Source organism: Mesorhizobium sp. M6A.T.Cr.TU.017.01.1.1, from assembly GCF_004023115.1.
Classification (GTDB): domain Bacteria; phylum Pseudomonadota; class Alphaproteobacteria; order Rhizobiales; family Rhizobiaceae; genus Mesorhizobium; species Mesorhizobium mediterraneum.
On the sequence record NZ_RZTA01000224.1, the window covers coordinates 1 to 3,878 of the forward strand.

The 3,878-nt window shown below is 64.1% G+C and carries 2 protein-coding genes; both read left to right on the forward strand.

What is annotated here, in order from left to right; translation table 11 throughout:
- Positions 1-273: phosphoadenosine phosphosulfate reductase family protein (locus tag EOB36_RS33335; RefSeq protein WP_164897705.1), on the forward strand; the 273-nt coding region annotated here is incomplete at its 5' end.
- A 170-nt stretch (positions 274-443) separates the two neighbouring features.
- On the forward strand, positions 444-3,674 hold the full coding sequence (locus EOB36_RS33340; protein ID WP_128286559.1) for a hypothetical protein: 3,231 nt from the start codon (positions 444-446) through the stop codon (positions 3,672-3,674).
- The last annotated feature ends 204 nt before the right edge of the window (positions 3,675-3,878 follow it).

The window sequence follows — 3,878 nt, forward strand, 5'->3', positions numbered from 1 at the left end:
CTGGAGGAAACTGACGGGCGCCTGAAGATCGACCCGCTTGCCCGCTTCACCCGCCAGCAGATTGAGGACTATCTCGACCGTTATCATCTTCCCCAGCATCCGCTCCTCGAAAAGGGCTACCTCTCGATCGGCTGCGCGCCCTGCACGGTCAAGTGCGGCAGCGCGGACAATCCGCGCGCGGGCCGCTGGAGCGGCCTGTCGAAGATAGAGTGCGGGATCCATCGGTCGCCCGCCGGCGCTGCCTCTCGCAATTCGGTCTCATCTGCGTCCTGATTTCGCGATCGCGCAGGCATCCAGTCGACGGCTGGAATCGGCCATCGTCGCTTCATCGGCGAAGCCACTACGAATTGTCGCACGATTGCGCTACCCTAGGGTCAATCTGGGCGGCGGGACGGTCACGGCGGCACGACCGGCGCTCGATGATTGGTCGAGCGCGAGCCCCCATGACCCCTCTAAACGCCATCGAAGCCGATGCGAGGCGCCCGCTCTCGGGCACAGGCCGGATCGCCAAGCTGGCGGCGCCGCGCAGCGCCAGGATATTGCGGCGGAACCGCGTTCTCGCAGCGATCGATCGGAAGTCGCAATCAACCATATGCTGGGTGGCGGCGCCGGCCGGCTACGGCAAGACGACGGCGGTCATCGACTATCTCGAAAGCGTCGAGGCGCCGCATGTGTGGTTCCGCGTCGACGAGGGCGATCAGGACATTGCGCGCTTTTTTCAGTATCTGACGCAGTCACTCGCCCCACCTGCGGTTGGCGACATGCCGGTGTTCGGCGTCGAATATGCCGAGCAGCCGAAGGAGTTCGCCAGGCTCTTCTTCAGAGCCTATTTCGCGCGGCTGAAACCCGACACCATTCTGGTTCTCGACGATCTGCACGATGCCGACACGCCAGAGTTTCGTGGCGTGCTTTCGGTGATGTTCCGTGAGCTTCCGGACACGGTTCGGTGCATTTGCGCCTCGCGAACGCTGCCACGGGAAGAACTTAGCGACCTAGTCCTCAGAGGCCAGATGGCCGTCGTCGACAGGTCGGCGCTCGAATTCTCGACCGCGGAAGCGCGCGATCTCGTCCAACTGCGTTCCGAGAACGCCTCAGTCGATGTCGAAGCCGCGCGCGGCTGGGCGATCGGACTGGTTCTGCTCGCGGACCACGGCTCGACGGTCGGACCTGATGACACGAGCGGCGGGCAGAACGCGCTGTTGGATGTCCTTGGCCGTCATTTCTTCCTTTCCCTCCCCGCCACCGACCAGGATATGCTGCTGAAGCTCAACTTGCTGCCTGAGATCAGCGCCGAACTGGCCGACGAGATGATAGGATCTGGCGAGGCGGGAAAACTGCTCGACAGGCTCTACAAGCGGCAATTGCTGGTCACGCGTACGGAAAGCAGCCGCGACGTCTTCTACCTGCATGATCTGTTGCGGGATTTCCTCGACCGAAGTTTCGCTGAGCGCGTGCCACGAGAAGAGCAGAGATTGCTGAAACGAAAAGCGGCGACGATCCTCGTCGAGGCGGGCCGTCTGGATGAAGCCATCCCGCTTGCCTTGCAGGCGGAGGACTGGGGGCTTGCCAGCAAACTCATACTGAGCCGCGCGGAGGATGTGCTGGCGCAAGGCGGCCGGGCGACTTTCATCGACTGGTGCGGCCGATTGCCGGAAGCGCTGATGAGCGGCTGGCATTTTTATTGGCTGGGCGTTGCCCACGTGCCGGACGACGTCGCCGCGGAGCGCTGGCTGGCGAAGGCATGGCAGGCTTTTGGCGAGGCGGACGATCAGCGCGGCCTGTGTCTCACCGTGTCGCGCGCCGTCTTGGTCAAGACCGCCAGTTGGCGCACCTACGAAGGCCTTTCCATGTGGACCCGCCGGGCATTCGAGCTGATCGAGCGCGGTCTTCCGGAACTCCCTCGCGAGGAAGCGATGCTGGTGCGCATTGGCATGATGCGGGCGCTGAACTTCGGCGACGACTACTACCGCGGCAGCCCGGCCGGACAAGCACTGGAAGCCGAACTGCTGGAGCGACTGACCAAGAACTCCGGCCAGGATCCGAGCGGATTTCGGTTGCTTGCGAGCGAAACGCTGATCGATCTTTCGGCGTCGACCATGCGGGCCGATCTGTTCGCGAAGGCCGTCGACAGCGTTATCGACGATTTAGGCGAGAAGGACGTGCTGCCCTGGATCCTTGGCATGTGGTTGGTCGCCTTCGGTGCGGAGAGTGGTCGTTACTTCCCCTACAAAAGAAGAAATTTTCCTTATCCTTCGTCCGAAGCGGCGTTGCGGGAGGCGATCGCCATTGGCGAGCGCGAGTCGCTCAAGAGCGTGGAGTTCGGCGGGCTCTACCATCTCCAGATGCAGATGAAGGTCCGCAACGATTTTGCGGAGTTCCACCAGGTGGTCGAGCGCCTGGCCGAGATCGCCGACAGCCGCTTCACCACGCAAGTGGCCGTCGTCGCTGACTGCCACGCCGCGCTGCATGCCAGGCAAGGCGATTTCGCGGCCGCCTACCGGGATTGCGAGCGCTTCATGGAGGCCATCGAGGCCGCCAACGAGCCGATGGTTGAGCGTTGGCCGCACTACATCACGAAGTTCCAGGTGCTGCTGGCCGACAGGAAGCCTCGCGAAGCCGCCGCGCTGCTCAGCGACCTGCTGCCGCGGCTGGACGGCGGCGCCCGCAAGCGAACCGAGATATGCATTCTGGCGGCGGAGGCGCTGGAGACCCTGTGGGGCGGAGATTCGCACTATGGCGACCGGCTGAAGATCTTCCTGAAGGCGCTCCGCGACATCAGCTGGCCAATGGTGCTCCTCAACGTTCCGGACTTGCTCGCCGAACTGCTTGGCGATGCGCTTGAGCGCGGCATCGAGCCCAAGCTTTGCCGGTCGCTGATTGGGGAACGCCGGTTGGACGTGCCGCAGCGGCGGCCCGCGGCCTGGCCGTGGCCGCTCAAGGTCCATGTTCTCGGAGGCTTCCGGCTCGAACTCGACGGAAACCCTCTTCCTCTCGGCGCCAAGCCGCCGACGAAGGCCCTCGACATCCTGCGGGTGCTGGCGATCTCGAAAGACAACACCTGCTCGCTGGAGACCCTTCAGGACTGGCTGTGGCCCGACCTCGACGGCGACCAGGCGCGGGCGGCCTGCGAGCAGGCGCTGCATCGGCTGCGCAAGCTGCTCGGGCGGACCGATCTCATCGTCCAGCGCGAAGGCAAGCTTCGCCTCGCGTCGGACAAGGTCTGGGTCGACCTCGCCGACTGGGATGCACGGCTCAAATCCCTCACGACAACCAATGGCGAGACGGCCGGACTGCGCCCGGAAGCGGAAGCGCTCTTCCTCGCATTTCCCGGTCCGCTGTTTCTGCACGAGCGAGCCAGTTTCTGGTCGTTCGCTGCCGCTGAAAAAGTCCGTCGCGACCTGATCGATTTCGGATTGCGGATCGGCCTGCGGCTCGAGGCGACCGGCAACGCCCATGAAGCGCGCTCGATTTATCTGAGGACGTTGGACCTTTATCCCGACGCCGGGCCCGTCTGCAAGGCGCTGATCAAGGAGCGGCTGTCGCGCCGTGATTTCGAAGCCGCGGTCGACGACTATGGACGTTACGAACGAGCGCTGGATGCTGCCGGCGAAGCGGCGCCCGCCGCGGAAATACGCGCCTTGGTCGAACCCTATCTCGTGCGGCACAGGCGCTGAAGACGATGTGCGGCGCTGCCTAGCAAAACAGCGGGCCATCGTTGGTATGGCGGTCACCGCTCAAGCCCCGTTCAGGATGTTTACAGCCAGGAGAAGGGCTGCCAGGATCAGAACGAGACCTGCGACCGCGTCCATCCGCTTGCGGTAGATCGGGCTGTCGAAGTGGCGGGACAGGCTCACCCCGGCCAGGCTCCAGCCATAGAA

Coding starts and splice junctions, on each gene's coding strand:
- EOB36_RS33340 (WP_128286559.1), top strand. CDS start 444: ATGACCCCTCTAAACGCCATCGAAGCCGATGCGAGGCGCCCGCTCTCG.